Raw genomic sequence first — 16,209 nt, forward strand, 5'->3', positions numbered from 1 at the left:
GTTTAACCTCTTATTTCAGCAGCGGCACGTGCGCGGCGCGCTGATAGGGACCATAGATGGCGGGGCTCCAGCTGAAGCCCTGATCGCTGGCGGTAATATGGCCCACGCCAGGAAAAGGCAGGTGCGCAGCAGCGACCCATTCGCCGCTTTTTGCCAGGGCGTTAAATTCCTGCGTGCGGGACGCGACGGCTTTCTTCGCGTCAACATCAAAGCGAATCGAGATGTCGGGGTGGGGAAACTGGATCGCCGGCGCGTGGATGAGATCGCCAATAACGTCGATCGCCTGCCCTTCAGACGTAAAACGATAAACGGTGCTGCCCGGCGTATGGCCCGGCGCATAGGCGGTTTGCACCTCCGGGATCGGCGACGCGGGCGGAACGAAGGTTTTAAGTCGCCCCGAGGCGCTATAAGACGACAACGCTTTTTGCGCGATGGCGAAATACTCTTTTGCATTCGCAGGCGCGCTCGCCTCTTTAGCGGGATCGAGCCAGTAGTCAGCCTCACCCTGTGGGACGTAAACCGTAGCGTTAGAGAAAAGCGCCTTCCCTGCGGCATCGCTCAGACCGCAGACGTGATCGAGATGGAGGTGGGTAAGGAAAATGGCGTCTACCTGCCCGGGGCGATAGCCGGAAGCCTCCATATTCGGGATCAGCTGGCCTGCGGTCTGCGGCACGCAATTGCCCGCCCCGCTGTCAATCATGATCAGATGCTTACCGGTGTTGATCAGAAACGCGTTAAATGAGGTCGGCATACGTTCGGCATCGATGCGGCGCTGCGCCAGCAGCGTGCGAATGTTATTCGCGGATAGCCCCTTCAACAGTGATGGCGAAAGATCGTTGTAGCCATCGAACAGCGCCGTGACCTCATAGTGCCCCACTGCCAGACGGTAATAGCCCGGAAACTGCTGGCGAATCTGTGCAGGCGCATCCGCCCACGCTGAACCAACAAAAATCAAACCGCTGAGCGCCAGCGCCGTTGTTATCTTTTTCATTTTCACTCCGAATGTAGCGTTTATCAGGACGTGAAATGACTATGGCGCTATAACGATTAATAGTGTAGATGTATGATTTGATACGCCAGTATAACGAGAATCGATATAATGAAGCTGGAAGACGTTGAAGTATTTGTTGAAGCAGTCAGGGCAGGCAGCCTGGCCGGTGCCGCCCGGCGGCTGTCAATGAGCGCCATGGCGGCTTCCCGCGCGCTGAATGCCCTTGAAGCGGAGCTGGGGGTGCGTCTGGTTCACCGCACCACGCGATCCCTCTCGCCCACCGGCGATGGCGAGGTGTTTTTGCCCCACGCGCATGCCCTGCTGGAGGATAAAACCAACGCGCTGGCGGATCTTTTTCCCGATGGGTCTCACCTTGCCGGACGTCTTCGCATCACCGCCTCTGCGGCGTTTGGACGCAAAATCATCGCCCCGATGCTCCCCGGCTTTATGCGCCAGCACCCCGCCCTACAGGTCGATTTGCTGGCTACTGACGAACAAATCGATATTGTCAGCCATGGGCTGGACGTGGCCTTACGTATCGCGCCGCTGAGGGATAACCGCCTGGTGGCCCACCGGCTTTGCGATAACCCCCGCGACCTGTGCGCCAGCGCGGAGTACCTGGCGGCGAACGGCTATCCTGAAACGCTTAGCGATCTTGCTGAACACAGCTGCCTGACCGCTTCAGACGCTATGCACTGGTCATTCGAGCAGGGCGATATCCGCCACCGGCAAAAAGTGTCGGGACGTTTTTCGGCTAACTCTATAGAGGCCATCTTTGAAGCGTGCCTGGGGGGAATGGGGATCGCGAATTTGTCCCGCTGGTACGTTGAACCCGCGTTTGCCACGGGCCAGCTCGAGCGGATCGTTCTTAAGGATGCGCGGCCGGAAGCGCTGGCCGTGTGGGCCGTCTACCCGACGTCCCGGCTGATCCCCGCTAAGGTAAGAAAGTTTGTGGAAGCCCTGGAGGCGCGGCTGGCGCAGGATCCACTGACGTAAGCGGCAGGGATTACTTCACCGTCACTAACCGCGCCGCCACAATCTGGTGCCCGGCCTGCACGTCCGACTTTTCAATCCGCTGCATGATCCTGTCCGCCAGGGTGTAACCCATCTCCCGGGCCGGGGTCGTCGCCCAGACGATGGGAAGATCGTCCAGCGCATTTTCCCCGACGTCGGCAAACGCCCCCAGCGCCACCTGATGGCCGAAGAACGTTTCAACTCCGCCCTCGCCGCTCTGGCGGCCGGCACGAATTAAGCCAAACCATGCCCCCATGGCAATCACGTCGTTATAGCAAATGACGGCGCTGATGGTCGGGCTGCTGCGCAGCAACGTCGCGATCGCTTCCGCCGCCTTCTTCTGGCTGGACTCGCACTCCACCACCCATTCGCTGTGGAACGGAAGCCCGTATTTGATAAGCGTTGAGCAGTATCCGCCTACACGCTCGGCGCGCGTCAGGGACGAACTTTTGCCGCCGAGCCAGGCGATGCGCTGATGTCCGCGATGAATAAGATGCTCGGTCAGCATTTGCGCGGCCTGCATGTTGTCCGGGCGAAGCGTATCGGCTTCGTCGAGATAGCTGGCGCGCGAGGCAAACACCAGCGGCACGCCTTTCTGCGCGGCGCGCTCGCACAGCTCGCTGCCTACCCCGGAGGCCCCGGCGACGATCACGCCGTCTACCCCCTGCGTCAGCAGCATGTCCAGCCGGGACAGTAGCTGCTCCGCTTCCCGGCCACCGTGAAGGAGAAAGACCATTCGCCCCTGCGCTTCGAGCGCTTCGGTAAGCCCGGCGGTCAGCTCGGCGTAAAACGGCGACGTCAGGTCGCGAACGATCAGCCCTATCACCCCGCTCTGCCCGCCGCGCAGCGCCGACGCCTGGCGATTACGCACAAAACCCAGTTGCTCAACGGCCTCGTTGACGCGCTGGCCGGTGGCGGGAGAGATGCGCCCCTTCCCGCTCAGCACCAGCGAAACGGTGCTGACGGAAACCCCCGCCGCCAGCGCGACATCGTTAATGGTGATCTTTTTCGCTACAGCCATGTGGTGGCGTGACTCCCTGATAGTGAGATCGCTAAAACGTTTTATCAATATGTTCTCTTTATACTACCAGTGAAAGCCCGGGAATGTGATTCAGCGCGCACTAAAGTTTGATAAAACGTTTTATCTTCTCGCTCCATTGAGGCAGGTAAATAACGTTCCACTATTTAAGGAGTCGTTTTATGACGGCGAAAGCAGCACAAAAAATATCGCTGTGGGAGTTTTTCCAGCAACTGGGTAAAACCTTTATGCTGCCCGTGGCGCTTCTCTCTTTTTGCGGGATTATGCTGGGGATCGGCAGTTCGTTAAGCAGCCACGACGTGATTACCCTGATCCCGTTCCTCGGTAATCCGGTGCTTCAGGCGATCTTCATCTGGATGAGCAAGGTTGGCTCCTTCGCCTTCAGCTTCCTGCCGGTGATGTTCTGTATCGCTATTCCTCTGGGGCTGGCGCGCGAGAACAAAGGCGTAGCGGCGTTCGCGGGCTTCGTTGGCTATGCGGTGATGAACCTCGCGGTCAACTTCTGGCTCACCGCTAAAGGGATCCTGCCGACGACCGACGCGGCGGTGCTGAAAGCCAATAACATTCAGAGCGTGATTGGCATTCAGTCCATCGATACCGGGATCCTCGGGGCGGTGATCGCCGGCGTGATTATCTGGATGCTGCACGAGCGCTTCCACAATATCCGCCTGCCCGACGCGCTGGCCTTCTTCGGCGGCACCCGCTTTGTGCCCATCATTACGCTGGTTGTAATGGGCCTGTTTGGCCTGATCATACCGCTGATTTGGCCAGTGTTTGCCATGGGGATCGCCGGGATTGGCCGGATCATTAACGGTGCGGGTGATTTCGGCCCGATGATTTTCGGTACGGGCGAGCGTCTGCTGCTGCCGTTTGGCTTACAGCATATTCTGGTAGCCCTGATTCGCTTTACCGAAGCCGGCGGCACCATGGACGTCTGCGGCCATTCGGTAAGCGGCGCGCTGACCATCTTCCAGGCGCAGCTGAGCTGCCCGACCACCCACGGCTTCTCTGAAAGCGCGACCCGCTTCCTGTCGCAGGGTAAAATGCCCGCATTCCTCGGCGGCCTGCCGGGAGCCGCGCTGGCAATGTACCACTGCGCCCGTCCGGAGAATCGTCATAAAATTAAGGGCCTGCTGATCTCCGGCGTAATCGCCTGCGTGGTGGGCGGCACGACAGAGCCTATCGAGTTCCTGTTCCTGTTCGTAGCGCCGGTGCTGTACCTCATCCACGCCGTTCTGACGGGCCTGGGCTTTACCGTAATGGCCGTACTGGGTGTGACCATCGGCAACACCGACGGCAACGTGATCGACTTCGTGGTATTCGGTATCCTGCACGGCCTGTCCACCAAGTGGTATCTGGTGCCGGTTGTGGCCGCGATCTGGTTCGCGGTGTACTACGGGATCTTCCGCTTCGCCATCACCCGCTTCAACCTGAAAACGCCTGGACGCGATACCGATACCGCCACCAGCGTTGAGCAGGCGGTGGCCGGTACCGTCGGCAAATCCGGCTATAACACGCCGGCGATTCTGGCGGCGCTGGGCGGTGCGGATAACATCACCTCGCTGGATAACTGCATCACCCGCCTGCGCCTGTCGGTGGCGGATATGTCTAAAGTCGATGCTAACGCGCTGAAGGCTAACCGGGCAATCGGCGTGGTACAGTTAAATCAACACAATTTGCAGGTGGTCATAGGCCCGCAGGTTCAGTCAGTGAAGGATGAACTGGCAACCCTGATGCGAACCGTCGAAGCCTGATGCCTCGCCCCCTCGCTGTGAGGGGGTTTTATTTTACGGAGCACCGTGATGTTTGATTTTTCTACCGTCGTGGACCGACACGGCACCTGGTGTACCCAGTGGGATTATGTCGCCGACCGCTTCGGCGCCGCCGATCTGCTGCCCTTCACCATCTCTGATATGGATTTTGCCACCGCGCCCTGCATTCTCGATGCGCTGCACCAGCGCGTGAACCACGGCGTGTTAGGGTACAGCCGCTGGAAAAATGATGAGTTTCTGGCCGCCGTGGCGCACTGGTTCCGCCAGCGCTTTAACAGCGATATTGACCCGGAAACCGTTGTGTACGGGCCGTCTGTCATCTATATGGTTTCTGAACTTATCCGCGTCTGGTCCTCGCCGGGGGACGGCGTAGTGGTTCATACCCCGGCTTACGATGCGTTTTATAAGGCCATCGAAGGCAACCAGCGTACCGTGGTTTCGGTGCCAATGCAGAAGACGCCGGGCGGCTGGGACGGGAACATGGCCGCGCTCGAAGCCGCGCTGGCAAAACCTGAAAACACCATCCTGCTGCTGTGCAGCCCGCAAAACCCGACCGGCAAAGTCTGGACGCGGGATGAGCTGACCGGGATCGCGGCGCTGTGCGAACGCTATAACGTGGCGGTAGTCAGCGATGAAATTCATATGGACATGGTCTGGGGATCGCATCGCCATACGCCCTGGAACGCGGTTGCGCGCGGTAAATGGGCCCTGCTCACCTCCGGTTCCAAGAGCTTCAATATACCAGCGCTGACGGGGGCCTACGGACTGATTGCCGATAACGACAGCCGTAACGCCTACCTGAGTGCGCTAAAAGGCCGGGACGGACTCTCTTCCCCTTCCGTGCTGGCCCTCACCGCCCACATCGCCGCTTACCAGCAGGGCGAGCCCTGGCTGGACGCGCTGCGGGCCTATCTTGAAGAGAACCTGCGCTACGTTGCCGACGAGCTAAACCGCGCTTTCCCGCAGCTCAACTGGCTGCCGCCCGAGGCAACCTATCTGGCCTGGATCGATCTCCGCCCGCTGGATATCGATGATAGAGCACTGCAAAAGGTGCTGATCGAACAGCAAAAAGTGGCCATTATGCCGGGATATACCTACGGGGATGAGGGCAAAGGCTTCGTCCGACTGAACGCCGGCTGCCCGCGCAGCAAGCTCGAACAGGGCGTTCAGCGGCTGATCGCCGGCATTAACACCCTGCTGTAAATTATTTGCGCAACGGAATATTCCCTTGCGCAAATAGCTTTTTACCTCGATTTGTTTTTATAATATGGCGCACTTTAACCAGCAAAGAGTGCGACCATGATTGATACCCGCCTGCCTTTAACAGATATTCACCGCCACCTTGACGGCAACATTCGTGCCCAAACCATTCTCGATCTTGGCCGCCAGTTCAATCTCACGCTTCCTGCCGAAACGCTTGATACCCTGCTCCCGCACGTTCAGGTCACCTCGAACGAACCGGATCTGGTGAGTTTCCTGAGCAAACTCGACTGGGGCGTGAAGATGCTGGCCTCTCTCGACGCCTGCCGCCGCGTTGCCTTTGAAAACATCGAAGATGCGGCACGTAACGGCCTGCACTATGTCGAGCTGCGTTTTTCGCCGGGCTATATGGCGATGACCCACGGCCTGCCCGTGGCGGGCGTCGTTGAAGCGGTAATTGACGGCGTGCGTGAAGGCTGTAAAACCTTTGACGTTCAGGCGCGGCTGATCGGCATTATGAGCCGTACCTTCGGTGAATCGGCCTGCCTCCAGGAGCTGGAAGCGTTGCTGGCGCATCGCGACCAGATTACCGCCGTCGATCTTGCCGGTGACGAGCTGGGCTTCCCGGGCAGCCTGTTCCTGTCCCATTTCAACCGGGCGCGCGATGCAGGCTGGCACATCACCGTTCACGCGGGTGAAGCCGCCGGGCCGGAAAGCATCTGGCAGGCCATTCGTGAGCTGGGTGCGGAACGTATCGGCCACGGCGTCAAAGCGGTTGAAGATCGCGCCCTGATGGATTTTCTCGCCGAGCAGCGCATCGGGATCGAATCCTGCCTGACCTCCAACATTCAGACCAGCACAGTGGCATCGCTGGCGCACCATCCCCTGAAAACCTTCCTCGAGCACGGGGTGCTGGCTTCACTGAACACCGACGATCCGGCGGTCCAGGGCGTGGATATCATTCACGAATACACTATCGCCGCACCGCAGGCCGGGCTGAGCCGGGAGCAGATCCGCAAGGCTCAGATCAACGGTCTGGAAATCGCCTTCCTTACGCCTGAAGAGAAGCAGGCGCTTAAGGATAAAGTGGCTCGCGGTTAACGCCAGTGCCGGGCGGCACGGGGCCTGCCCGGCACGGCCTTATGCCAGACAGAGCGTTGCGCGATGTCTGGCAGATTCAATTCCCAGCTCGATCAGCTCCATAATCTGTATTGCCTGACTCGCCGGAACCGGATTTTCCCCGGAACCGTTCAGCGCGTCGCGGATAGCGGCATAATAGGCCGGGTAGTTTCCCGGTAGCGTCAGCACCGTCTCCTCCACCAGCACCTCTCCCTCCGCACGCGTCACCACGCCGTCACGCATGTCGTAACCCCAGTCCTCCTGCGGCAGGCGTTCGCCATTTTTTAGACGCTCCTCCTGCGGATCCAGGCCGAACTTCACGTAGCTGCCGCGCGCGCCGTGAACGATATAGCGGGCCGATTCCGCAGCCGCGAGCATCGTTCCGTGCAGCACAATACGGCGCTGCGGATAACTTAACATGGCGTGGAAATAGTCGGTGGTTTGCGCCCCCGGCCTGAGCTGAGCCAAATCGACCGTCATGCTCACGGGAAGCCCAAACAGATGAACGGCCTGATCGAGAAGGTGCGGCGCCAGATCATACCAGATGCCGCTGCCCGGTCCGGCCTGCTCGCGCCAGCGGTCCCGCACCTGCGGGCGAAAACGATCGAAGTGCGACTCAAAATAAGCAATTTCTCCAAGCGTGCCTTCGTTCAGCAGCGCCTTAACCGTCAGAAAATCACTGTCCCAGCGCCGGTTATGAAATACTGACAGTAGCCGCCCCAGGCTGCGCGCCAGCGCGTCCAGCTCGCGCGCCTGTGACAGCGTCACGGTAAAAGGCTTATCGACGACAACGTGTTTACCCGCTTCCAGCGCCGCCTTCGCCAGCGGGAAGTGGGTGTCGTTAGGAGTGGGGATGACGATAAGGTCAATATTCGGATCGTTAAAGAGATGCTTTGGCTCCATCACCACCGGCACGGCCGGCCAGTCGGCGTGGACTTTGGTTTCATCGCTGCTTGAGATAGCCGCCAGCTCCATTCCCGGAGTACCGGCAACCAGCGGTGCATGAAAGGTCTTGCTCGCGTATCCGTAGCCAATAAGACCGACGCGGATGTTTTCACTCATGATATGCCCCCTCGCCGTGCGCTTATTTACCACCGCATTTGCGCTTGCCGCACGGATTAATAATGTGCCCTTAGACTTAAAATAGCATCCTGCGGCAAAGGTATTTGTTACGGCCCGTAAAAGTGTGCCTTTTAACCCGGGGAATCGTTCCCAAAGCGCTTGCTCTGAGGAAAATGGCGCTGTAACATTTGCAATCTGTATTTATGGATAAATTACAAACACAAATTATGGCGTCAATAATTAATCGAATCATTGAATTAGCGGGATGGATTGTCCTTGGGGTGTCGGTCGTGTTGCTTGGCGTTGCCAGCCATATCGATAACTACCAGCCGCCGGAGCCTGTGACCGTTGCACAACATAAGTAATCCGGTATCGTCATAAAGCGTGACAATTTACGTTATGGCACGTATTGCCTGACGTTATGAACGGGGTTACCCTTCACTTCCAGGCATCGACGGGTGCCTGATTCTTCGCAAAGAAAACTCCTAATTTCGTCACGCTACCCGAGTGGACAGTTTACGTCTTTATTAATCCGTTTATTATTCGAACGCGTTACCTTTACGGGTATTACCCCTTTTATATGGAAACTCATTAATATGACAGTTCAGGACTATTTATTAAAATTTCGCAAAATCAATTCCCTTGAGAGCCTGGAAAAACTGTTTGACCATCTGAACTATACCCTGTCGGATAATCAGGACATCATCAATATGTACCGTGCCGCAGATCACCGTCGCGCCGAACTGGTCTCTGGCGGTCGTCTGTTCAACGTAGGTGAAGTCCCTAAATCCGTATGGCGTTATGTAGTATAAGAAAGTAGCCATCCGCGTGAAATGTTATATACTCTGCGCCCTGCAAATTTCTGTATAACATTTCGCGCAGACTATGGGAGAGCCTATGACCGCATTGCCTGGAGAAAGAATTGGTGGCTGGTTAATCGCCCCGCTGGCATGGCTGCTGGTTGCATTATTAAGCGCGTCTCTGGCGCTGCTGCTTTATACCACTGCACTGATTACGCCTCATGCTATCCAGACGCTGATGTCTCAGAGCGCGCTCAATATTGCGACCTGGTTTGTGTCGTTCGTTTTCGCGATCGCGATGTGGTACTACACGCTGTGGCTGACCATCGCATTCTTCAGGCGCCGCAAAAGCGTGCCGAAGCACTACATTATCTGGCTGCTGGTCTCCGTGCTGCTGGCCGTAAAAGCTTTCGCCTTTTCGCCCGTGTCTGACGCGCTGGCGGTGCGCCAGCTGCTGTTTCCGCTGCTGGCAACGGCGCTGCTGGTACCCTATTTCAAGCGCTCAACGCGCGTGAAGAAGACCTTCGTTAACCCGTAATAACCTTACAGTTAACCTGTTGTGGCCTGTTGTCGTTTATCCGATAATAGGCGGCTATTTTATTTCAGGCTAAATAATGACCGATTACTTACTGCTCTTTGTCGGAACTGTGCTGGTTAATAACTTCGTGCTGGTGAAGTTCCTTGGCCTGTGCCCGTTCATGGGCGTCTCCAAAAAGCTGGAGACGGCAATGGGCATGGGGCTGGCAACCACCTTCGTGATGACGATGGCCTCTATCTGCGCATGGCTGATTGATACCTGGATCCTGATCCCGCTGGACATGCTTTATCTGCGCACCCTGTCCTTTATCCTGGTCATTGCGGTGGTTGTGCAGTTCACCGAAATGGTGGTGCGTAAAACCAGTCCGGCCCTGTATCGCCTGCTGGGTATTTTTCTGCCTCTCATCACCACCAACTGTGCGGTGCTGGGCGTGGCGCTGCTCAACATCAACCTTGGGCATAATTTCATGCAGTCGGCGCTGTACGGTTTTTCCGCGGCGGTCGGTTTTTCCTTTGTTATGGTTCTGTTCGCGTCCATTCGCGAGCGTCTGGCGGCGGCGGATATTCCCGCGCCGTTTCGCGGCAACGCCATCGCGCTGGTGACCGCAGGTTTAATGTCTCTGGCCTTTATGGGCTTTAGTGGTCTGGTGAAGTTGTAATGAGTGCTATCTGGATTGCCATCGCGTCCATCAGCGTGCTGGGACTGGTGTTTGGCGTCATTCTGGGCTATGCCTCCCGCCGTTTTGCGGTCGAGGACGATCCGGTTGTTGAAAAAATCGATGAGCTTTTACCGCAGAGCCAGTGTGGGCAGTGCGGCTACCCCGGCTGCCGCCCTTATGCTGAGGCGGTGGGCGTGCAGGGTGAGAAAATTAACCGCTGCGCGCCGGGTGGCGAAGCCGTCATGCTCAAAATTGCCGCGCTGCTTAACGTCGACCCGCAGCCCGTCGACGGCGATGAACAGGCGCAGGAGCCCGTGCGCGCCCTTGCCGTTATTGACGAAGCCAACTGCATTGGCTGTACCAAATGTATTCAGGCGTGTCCTGTAGACGCCATTGTGGGCGCAACGCGCGCTATGCACACCGTTGTGGCGGATCTGTGCACCGGCTGTAATCTCTGCGTGGCGCCCTGCCCGACGCAGTGTATAGAACTACGCCCGGTTGAAACGACTACCGAAAACTGGAAGTGGGATCTTCAAGCCATTCCGGTTCGCAATATTCCTGTGGAACAACATGTTTAAGTTATTTTCTGCTTTCAGAAAAGAGAAGATCTGGGATTTCGACGGCGGCATCCATCCGCCGGAGATGAAATCGCAGTCTAACGGCACGCCGCTGCGTCAGATCCCGCTGGCGACCCGTTACGTTATGCCTCTGAAACAGCATATCGGCACGGAAGGTGAACTGTGCGTTAAGGAAGGCGACAGCGTCCTTCGCGGCCAGCCGCTGACCTTTGGCCGCGGCCGTATGCTGCCGGTTCACGCCCCGACCTCCGGTAAAGTGGTGTCTATTGCCCCACATACCGTTGCCCATCCGTCGGCGCTGTCCGAGCTGAGCGTCATCATTGAAGCAGATGGCGAAGACCGCTGGATCGATCGCGACGGCTGGAGCGACTACCGCTCCCGCAGCCGGGAAGAGCTGATAGCGCGTATTCATCAGTTCGGCGTTGCGGGTCTGGGCGGCGCAGGCTTCCCGACCGGCGCCAAGCTTCACGGCGGCGGCGATAAAATCGAAACGCTGATCATCAACGCCGCCGAGTGCGAGCCGTACATCACCGCGGATGACCGCCTGATGCAGGACTGCGCGGCGCAGGTGGTGGAAGGGATTCGCATCCTTGCGCATATCCTGCAGCCCCGCGAAGTGCTCATCGGTATTGAGGACAATAAGCCGCAGGCCATTTCCATGCTGCGCGCGGTGCTGGCGGATAGCCATGATATCGGCCTGCGCGTGATCCCAACAAAATACCCGTCCGGTGGCGCAAAGCAGCTGACGCAGATCCTGACCGGCAAGCAGGTTCCCCACGGGGGCCGTTCGTCCGATATCGGGGTGCTGATGCAGAACGTCGGTACCGCCTACGCGGTGAAGCGTGCGGTCATCGATGGGGAGCCGCTGACCGAACGCGTGGTCACCCTGACCGGCGAGTCCGTCTCGCGTCCCGGCAACGTCTGGGCTCGCCTGGGCACCCCGGTGCGTCATTTGCTGGAGCAGGCGGGGTTCTGTCCGGGCAGCGATCAGATGGTCATCATGGGCGGCCCGCTGATGGGCTTTACCCTGCCGTGGCTCGACGTCCCGGTGGTGAAAATCACTAACTGCCTGCTCGCCCCTTCCCCGACGGAGATGGGCGAAACGCAGGAAGAGAAAAGCTGCATTCGCTGTAGCGCCTGCGCGGACGCGTGTCCGGCAGATTTGCTGCCGCAGCAGCTGTACTGGTACAGCAAAGGCCAGCTGCACGATAAGGCGCAGGCGCACAACCTGGCTGACTGTATTGAATGCGGTGCCTGTGCCTGGGTCTGCCCGAGCAATATTCCGCTGGTGCAGTACTTCCGCCAGGAGAAAGCCGAAATCTACGCGATCTCGATGGAGGAAAAACGCGCCGCTGAAGCTAAAGCCCGCTTTGAAGCGCGCCAGGCAAGACTGGAGCGCGAGAAGCTCGCCCGTCAGGAACGCCATAAGCAGGCCGCCGTGCAGCCTGATGCAAAAGATCAGGATGCGATTAACGCCGCACTGGCCCGCGTGCGGGAGAAAAAAGCTACTGCCGCCCAGGCGGTGGAAATAGCGGCCGGACAAAAACCGGACAACAGCGAAGCGATTGCCGCCCGCGAAGCGCGTAAAGCCGAAGCGCGCGCGCGTCAGGCGGAGAAGGCGCAAAACGCCAAACCGGAAGCCGATGCCGATCCGCGTAAAGCCGCGGTGGAAGCGGCTATCGCCCGTGCCAAAGCGCGCAAGGCCGGACAGCAGGCAGTGGTGGTTGAGCAGGACGCGCCGGATCCGCGCAAGGCTGCCGTGGAAGCGGCCATCGCCCGCGCTAAGGCGCGTAAGGCGGCACAGATTCAGCCTGCCGAAGAGAGCGAAGCCCCCGTCGACCCGCGTAAAGCCGCCGTGGAAGCGGCCATCGCCCGCGCTAAGGCGCGCAAGGCGGCACAGATTCAGCCTGCCGAAGAGAGCGAAGCCCCCGTCGACCCGCGTAAAGCCGCCGTGGAAGCGGCCATCGCCCGCGCTAAGGCGCGCAAGGCGGCACAGCAGGAAACGCTGCCTGCGGCCGCTAACGACGATCCACGCAAAGCCGCAGTCGCCGCCGCGATTGCGCGTGTTCAGGCAAAGAAAGCCGCGCAGCAAGCCGTTAACGAGGATTAAATGGTTTTCAGAATTGCTAGTTCCCCTTATACCCATAACCAGCGCCAGACATCGCGTATCATGATGCTGGTGTGCCTGGCCGCGCTGCCGGGCATTGCCGTTCAGTGTTGGTTTTTCGGCTGGGGCACGCTTTTCCAGCTGGCTCTTGGTTGCGCCAGCGCCGTTGCAGCGGAAGCCCTGATCCTGAAGCTGCGCAAAATGGACGTTGCCCGCATCCTGAGCGATAACTCCGCCCTGCTGACCGGCCTGCTGCTGGCCATCAGCATTCCCCCGTTTGCGCCGTGGTGGATGGTGGTTTCAGGAACCGTATTTGCGGTAGTCATCGCTAAGCAGCTGTACGGCGGGCTGGGCCATAACCCGTTTAACCCGGCGATGATTGGCTACGTTGTTCTGCTCATCTCCTTCCCGGTCCAGATGACCAGCTGGCTGCCGCCGCATGAGCTTGCCGCCACGGTGCCCGGGTTTATGGACGCTCTGCATGTAATCTTTAGCGGCCACACCGCGCAGGGCGCGGATATGAACGCGCTGCGCATGGGCGTGGATGGTATCAGCCAGGCGACACCGCTCGACACCTTTAAAACCTCCCTGCGCGCCGGACACAGCGTTGAGCAGGTGATGCAGTCCTCCATTTACAGCGGCGTTCTGGCAGGTGCTGGCTGGCAGTGGGTCAATGTGGCCTACCTGCTGGGCGGTGCGTTCCTGCTGCAACAGAAGGCCATTCGCTGGCATATTCCGGTCAGCTTCCTGGCGACGCTGGCCGTCTGCTCGACGCTCGGCTGGGTTATTTCCCCGGACTCACTGGCAACCCCGCAGCTTCATTTGCTCTCCGGCGCGACCATGCTCGGTGCATTCTTTATCCTGACCGATCCGGTAACCGCCTCCACCACTAACCGCGGCCGCCTCATCTTTGGCGCGCTGGCGGGACTGCTGGTCTGGCTTATTCGCAGCTTTGGCGGCTATCCCGACGGCGTGGCGTTTGCCGTGCTGCTGGCCAATATCACCGTTCCGCTCATCGACTACTACACCCGTCCGCGCGTGTACGGTCATCGCTAAGGGTTACGCCATGCTTAAGACAATGCAAAAACACGGCGTCACGCTGGCAATCTTCGCCGCCGCCCTCACCGGGCTGACGGCGCTGGTGAATGAGCTGACGAAAACCACCATTGAAGAACAGGCTGTAAAACAGCAAAAAGCGCTGTTCGATCAGGTGATCCCGTCAGATTTCTACGATAACGACCTGCAGAAAAGCTGCTTTGTCGTGCAGGCTCCGCAGCTCGGCAGCGGACCGCACCGCGTGTATATTGCCCGTAAGGGCGAGAACCCGGTGGGTGCCATCATGGAAGCCACCGCGCCGGACGGCTACTCGGGTGCGATTCAGCTGCTTGTGGGCAGTGATTTTTCCGGCACCGTGCTGGGCACGCGCGTCACGGAGCATCACGAAACGCCGGGCCTCGGTGATAAAATCGAAACGCGCTTAAGCGACTGGATCTTACACTTTGCCGGGAAGGTGATTCATGGCGAGGACGATCCCGCTTTCGCGGTGAAAAAAGATGGCGGCGAGTTTGACCAGTTCACGGGCGCCACCATAACGCCGCGCGCGGTGGTCAACGCCGTCAAGCGCGCCGGGCTGTATGCCGAAACGCTGCCCGGGCAGCTTAACAATCTTTCACCGTGTGAGGAGTGACCATGAGCCAGGTTAAAGAAGTCATCGTTCAGGGACTCTGGAAGAACAACTCGGCGCTGGTGCAGCTGCTGGGGTTGTGCCCGCTGCTGGCGGTGACGTCCACCGCCACCAACGCGCTCGGTCTGGGCCTGGCAACCACGCTGGTGCTCACGTTGACCAACTTCTCTATTTCCGTGCTTCGCCGCTGGACGCCGTCGGAAATCCGCATTCCGATTTACGTGATGATCATTGCCTCGGTGGTTAGCGTGGTGCAAATGCTGATTAATGCCTACGCCTTTGGCCTGTACCAGTCGCTGGGGATCTTCATTCCGCTGATTGTGACCAACTGTATCGTCGTTGGCCGCGCCGAAGCCTTCGCGGTGAAAAACAACCCGGCCATCTCCGCGCTGGACGGATTTTCCATCGGCATGGGCGCTACCGCCGCGATGTTCGTCCTCGGATCTATGCGTGAAATTCTGGGCAACGGCACGCTTTTTGACGGCGCAGATGCGCTGCTCGGCGGCTGGGCTAAGGCGCTGCGCATCGAGGTGTTCCACACGGACACCCCGTTCCTGTTGGCGATGCTGCCTCCGGGAGCATTTATTGGCCTTGGCATGATGCTGGCGGTAAAATACCTGATTGATGAAAAACGTAAGCGCCGCGCGGCCGAGCGCAGCGTGCAGGAAGGGATCCCCGAAAAAGCCTCATGAATAAAGAGAAACGCATTGCGATACTGACGCGCCTGCGCGATCAGAATCCTCATCCAACGACGGAGCTGAACTTTAACTCTCCGTTTGAGCTGCTGATCGCGGTGCTGCTCTCCGCGCAGGCCACTGACGTAAGCGTCAACAAAGCGACTGCCCTGCTCTACCCCGTCGCGAATACCCCGAAGGCCATGCTGGAGCTGGGCGTGGAGGGGGTAAAATCCTATATCAAAACCATCGGCCTGTTTAACAGCAAGGCTGAAAACGTTATTAAGACCTGCCGGATCCTGCTTGAGCAGCACGGCGGTGAAGTTCCGGAAGATCGTGCTGCGCTGGAGGCGCTGCCGGGCGTCGGGCGCAAGACGGCAAACGTTGTGCTGAACACGGCTTTTGGCTGGCCGACAATTGCCGTGGATACGCATATCTTCCGCGTCTCTAACCGCACCCATTTTGCGCCAGGAAAGAACGTGGAGCAGGTTGAAGAGAAGCTGCTAAAGGTGGTTCCCGCCGAGTTTAAGGTGGACTGCCACCACTGGCTGATCCTGCACGGGCGCTATACCTGCATAGCCCGCAAGCCGCGCTGCGGCTCCTGCATTATTGAAGATCTTTGCGAGTACAGCGAAAAGGTCTATCCCTGACAGCGCTTTTTCCGCTCGCTTCTTAAGCCCTTAGTTTCAATAAGGGCTCTGCTATCCCTTAGATTGACCATAAAATGCCCTCCGCTTTGGCTTTCAGCTACGCTGATTCGTCGGCCATTTAACACTCAAACAGGTTAATAGTTTTTTCATTACCAAAAATTTCTATACATCTGTGATCCCGATCACTCTGATAACGTCATGTTGGATTTTTGTTTATAAAACCGTCCCTGCCCCTTTGCCACACAAGATGTAATTGGCCCCAAGCCGCAGATAAGACCAGTCATTTTTCAGATTATGGGCTATATCACTGCCAGCAACCATAA

At 58.4% G+C, this 16,209-nt stretch carries 17 protein-coding genes; 14 read left to right on the top strand and 3 right to left on the bottom strand.

Annotation, left to right across the window (positions count from 1 at the left end):
• Positions 1-10 precede the first annotated feature (10 nt).
• The gene (locus MOQ06_RS11640; protein WP_242173067.1) at positions 11-991 is read right to left on the bottom strand and encodes an MBL fold metallo-hydrolase; all 981 of its coding nucleotides are present in this window, start codon (positions 989-991) and stop codon (positions 11-13) included.
• A gap of 108 nt (positions 992-1,099) precedes the next feature.
• On the opposite strand from MOQ06_RS11640, the gene MOQ06_RS11645 reads away from it, so the two are divergent.
• Entirely contained in the window at positions 1,100-1,987 is an 888-nt protein-coding gene (locus tag MOQ06_RS11645) for a LysR family transcriptional regulator (protein ID WP_242173069.1), read from the top strand.
• 10 nt (positions 1,988-1,997) lie between these two features.
• On the opposite strand, the gene MOQ06_RS11650 is transcribed toward MOQ06_RS11645, so the two are convergent.
• Complete coding sequence (locus MOQ06_RS11650) at positions 1,998-3,026, bottom strand: Mal regulon transcriptional regulator MalI (protein WP_148418865.1); 1,029 nt, start codon at positions 3,024-3,026, stop codon at positions 1,998-2,000.
• Between the two features lie 179 nt (positions 3,027-3,205).
• On the opposite strand from MOQ06_RS11650, the gene malX reads away from it, so the two are divergent.
• From malX to add, 3 genes are all read left to right on the top strand, one after another.
• Complete coding sequence (gene malX, locus MOQ06_RS11655) at positions 3,206-4,798, top strand: maltose/glucose-specific PTS transporter subunit IIBC (protein ID WP_193356189.1); 1,593 nt, start codon at positions 3,206-3,208, stop codon at positions 4,796-4,798.
• A gap of 48 nt (positions 4,799-4,846) precedes the next feature.
• Positions 4,847-6,019 (top strand): MalY/PatB family protein, encoded by a 1,173-nt coding sequence (locus MOQ06_RS11660; protein WP_242173072.1) that lies wholly within the window; start codon positions 4,847-4,849, stop codon positions 6,017-6,019.
• Positions 6,020-6,115: 96 nt separating this feature from the next.
• On the top strand, positions 6,116-7,117 hold the full coding sequence (gene add, locus MOQ06_RS11665) for an adenosine deaminase (RefSeq protein ID WP_242173074.1): 1,002 nt from the start codon (positions 6,116-6,118) through the stop codon (positions 7,115-7,117).
• A gap of 39 nt (positions 7,118-7,156) precedes the next feature.
• Here add and MOQ06_RS11670 read toward each other — a convergent pair whose 3' ends face one another.
• A complete protein-coding gene (locus tag MOQ06_RS11670; RefSeq protein WP_242173076.1) occupies positions 7,157-8,197 on the bottom strand; it encodes an oxidoreductase in 1,041 nt (346 codons plus the stop codon).
• 239 nt (positions 8,198-8,436) lie between these two features.
• Here MOQ06_RS11670 and blr point away from each other — a divergent pair, with 239 nt between their 5' ends.
• The 10 genes from blr to nth all read left to right on the top strand — a co-directional run bounded on the left by blr (position 8,437) and on the right by nth (position 15,886).
• Positions 8,437-8,562 carry a division septum protein Blr gene (gene blr, locus MOQ06_RS11675; protein WP_176611222.1) on the top strand — a complete coding sequence of 42 codons (126 nt, stop codon included), beginning with the start codon at positions 8,437-8,439 and terminating at the stop codon, positions 8,560-8,562.
• A 231-nt stretch (positions 8,563-8,793) separates the two neighbouring features.
• The gene (gene ydgT / locus MOQ06_RS11680) at positions 8,794-9,009 is read left to right on the top strand and encodes a transcription modulator YdgT (RefSeq protein ID WP_000217941.1); all 216 of its coding nucleotides are present in this window, start codon (positions 8,794-8,796) and stop codon (positions 9,007-9,009) included.
• Between the two features lie 85 nt (positions 9,010-9,094).
• Complete coding sequence (locus MOQ06_RS11685; RefSeq protein WP_148418877.1) at positions 9,095-9,535, top strand: DUF2569 domain-containing protein; 441 nt, start codon at positions 9,095-9,097, stop codon at positions 9,533-9,535.
• A gap of 76 nt (positions 9,536-9,611) precedes the next feature.
• Positions 9,612-10,193, top strand: coding sequence for an electron transport complex subunit RsxA (gene rsxA, locus MOQ06_RS11690; RefSeq protein ID WP_022647920.1), 582 nt, complete (start codon positions 9,612-9,614; stop codon positions 10,191-10,193).
• Complete coding sequence (rsxB, locus tag MOQ06_RS11695) at positions 10,193-10,771, top strand: electron transport complex subunit RsxB (protein ID WP_148418879.1); 579 nt, start codon at positions 10,193-10,195, stop codon at positions 10,769-10,771. Before rsxA ends, rsxB begins: the two co-directional genes overlap by 1 nt.
• Positions 10,764-12,881: an electron transport complex subunit RsxC gene (gene rsxC / locus MOQ06_RS11700; protein ID WP_242173078.1), complete on the top strand. Its 2,118-nt coding sequence runs from the start codon at positions 10,764-10,766 to the stop codon at positions 12,879-12,881. Before rsxB ends, rsxC begins: the two co-directional genes overlap by 8 nt.
• Positions 12,882-13,934 (top strand): electron transport complex subunit RsxD, encoded by a 1,053-nt coding sequence (rsxD, locus tag MOQ06_RS11705; RefSeq protein WP_193356195.1) that lies wholly within the window; start codon positions 12,882-12,884, stop codon positions 13,932-13,934. It begins immediately after the preceding gene.
• A gap of 10 nt (positions 13,935-13,944) precedes the next feature.
• On the top strand, positions 13,945-14,565 hold the full coding sequence (gene rsxG / locus MOQ06_RS11710; protein WP_148418884.1) for an electron transport complex subunit RsxG: 621 nt from the start codon (positions 13,945-13,947) through the stop codon (positions 14,563-14,565).
• A 2-nt stretch (positions 14,566-14,567) separates the two neighbouring features.
• Positions 14,568-15,254, top strand: a complete 687-nt coding sequence (locus MOQ06_RS11715) for an electron transport complex subunit E (RefSeq protein ID WP_176610508.1) — start codon at positions 14,568-14,570, stop codon at positions 15,252-15,254.
• Positions 15,251-15,886: an endonuclease III gene (gene nth, locus MOQ06_RS11720; RefSeq protein WP_242173080.1), complete on the top strand. Its 636-nt coding sequence runs from the start codon at positions 15,251-15,253 to the stop codon at positions 15,884-15,886. The genes MOQ06_RS11715 and nth overlap by 4 nt, the downstream gene beginning before the upstream one ends.
• Positions 15,887-16,209 lie beyond the last annotated feature (323 nt).

The organism is Enterobacter sp. I4, from assembly GCF_022669095.1.
GTDB classification, from domain to species: domain Bacteria; phylum Pseudomonadota; class Gammaproteobacteria; order Enterobacterales; family Enterobacteriaceae; genus Enterobacter; species Enterobacter pasteurii.